Below are 2,215 nucleotides of genomic sequence, written 5' to 3' on the forward strand. Positions count from 1 at the left end.
ACGTTAGCGGTCAGTTTTCCTGAACGAGAAAATAAGTCTAAACCAAACACAAAAACAATGAATAGATTTTTTTACTTTAAGGTTACATTTTTAGCAATTACTGTTGGTCTTTTCGCTGGATTATTAGTTTACGGATTAATTGATGTTGACTTTTCAAATATTGAAACGTTGAAAAAGTTGCTATTGAAATCTTTTGTAACAGCAGTTGGAACAGGATTGATATTGGGAATATTGAATATGTTTTTTAAAATTGGTAATTTCCAGAAAAAAGAAAATTCCTGAAAACTGATTACGTTTCTGAGCAATGTTAATTTTTGTGTTTGTAAACTTTTCGCTTTTGGAAATTCAACAGTAGCTAGTTTGTGAAATGATTACGTTTCTCGGAATGTTAATTTTGATTCAGTAAACCAAGTATAAAACCGAACCGCTAACAGCAGTTTCACACAATGGCTGGTTTTGTTTTTCTTAGCCGGAAACTACTAAGTTCGAATTTTGATTATATTTACAACTACAAATTGAAAAAGTCGCCACTGTGTGAAGCCGCAGGACGTTATACAACATTTTTTGACGACCCCATATTTAAGACCGAAAAGTTTAAAATGACGCATCAATTATTCAACATATTATTTTCATTTTTTGTTTTATTATTAGGCATGAGAATGATTTATATGACTTATAAAGAGCCATCTGAATTTTACAATACAAATATCAGAGGTTACTTAAGTGGAACTATGTTTATACTTATGAGTGTAATGTCATTTTCAGGAAAATTTAGTCTATTTGGAATCGTAACTGGATTGATTAGAAGTTCACTAAAATTGAGAGGACAAAACGGAGGCGTTGAAGTTGTGATATTCGTTGTATTAGTTTGTTTTATTTTATTTCTCACTTACTATCGGCCAGACAAAATGTTCAATAAATATAAAACCTCGAACAAGGACACAGAAGCTAAAGTTAAACTATTGAGTAATTATTTCCTGTTCTACTTTGGATTTTCTATAGTTGCGTTATATTTAATTTTGAAATTAACAAGTTAACTAAAAAAACGTTGTATAACAGCCGTTTGGTAGCATGGCTGGTTTTGCATTTCTTAGTCGGAAAGTACTAAGTTCAAAATTTGATTATATTTACAACTATAAATTTAAAAAGTCGCCACGACTACCAAGCGGCGGCACGTTAGCAACAAGATTCAGAAACATCAGCAAATAAAGAACTAATGGAAGATTTCCAAAGTATATTAGACGTGAATTTTCCTTTCGTAAAAAATCTACTGAAAGAATATGGTGAATTTAATCCATTAGCTTGCGCGGTAAACATTAATAGAAAAGTTGAACAAGTTTTACTTGAAGAATATGATGGAGAAGATGCAGAAAATGACTTTCCAAAAGCAACTTCTTTAATTGGAGAACTTAAAAAAGAATTACGATGGAAAAGAAATGAATTTGTAGCAATTGCAATCTTTTATGACGTGAAATTGAAAGAAAAACAAACAGATGCAGTTGCTGTTTTCGTTGAACATAAAGAAGAAAAACAAGCTTATACTTTTTATTATCCGTATAAGTTAATTGATAATAATCCGGTGTTCGCGGAATCGTGGAAAGTGATTGAGGAAATGGAAATCTTTAATAGTTAAAAATCCTGTTGCTAACAGCAGTTTGCAACAATTGCAAGGTTCGGGCTTTCACCGAATTTTCTTCGAAAATTCAAAAAGTAGTTTTATATTTGGAATCGGCGGTGATTAATCTTTGCAACTGTTGCAAGCCGCGGCACGTTGTGTGCAATTTAGCGCTCGAAACCGGATAAATAGCTGTAAAATTTTTGAGGAAAAGGATAGAGTTAAGAAGCGGAAAAATGATTTTATTTTTTCGTCAAGCCTTGCAAACGGGTTTGCTGAAAATGTATTTTCAAAGCGAAGACGCTAAAAGGCTTGCCAAAGTTACAAGAAAAAAATTACAAAGTCAAATTTTATATCATGTAACTAGTTTAACTCTAAGCTTTTGTAAAAATTTTAATGCTGAGATTTTAAAAAACTGTACCTATCATCCCGGCGTGATAGGAACAATATTTTAAAATCATTTATCTAGTTTTCTTCACGGCTAAACTGTTCCTGCTTTTTCTTATCTTAGTCGACAAGAAAAACAGCACACAACACACGATTGTTACAATTGCCTGCCGCAGGCGCAACACAGGCAACTGTAGCAATCGTGGGAACGTT

The 2,215-nt window shown here is 32.4% G+C and carries 3 protein-coding genes; all 3 read left to right on the plus strand.

Going from position 1 to position 2,215, the window contains the following annotated elements; genetic code table 11:
- The coding region (locus tag HA632_RS02010; RefSeq protein ID WP_217902812.1) for a hypothetical protein at positions 1-282 on the plus strand (282 nt) is incomplete at its 5' end.
- A gap of 934 nt (positions 283-1,216) precedes the next feature.
- A complete protein-coding gene (locus HA632_RS02015; RefSeq protein WP_176305574.1) occupies positions 1,217-1,633 on the plus strand; it encodes a hypothetical protein in 417 nt (138 codons plus the stop codon).
- Positions 1,634-1,851: 218 nt separating this feature from the next.
- Entirely contained in the window at positions 1,852-2,070 is a 219-nt protein-coding gene (locus HA632_RS02020) for a hypothetical protein (protein WP_176305575.1), read from the plus strand.
- The last annotated feature ends 145 nt before the right edge of the window (positions 2,071-2,215 follow it).

The organism is Flavobacterium sp. J49, assembly GCF_011742145.1.
Taxonomy (GTDB): Bacteria; Bacteroidota; Bacteroidia; order Flavobacteriales; family Flavobacteriaceae; genus Flavobacterium.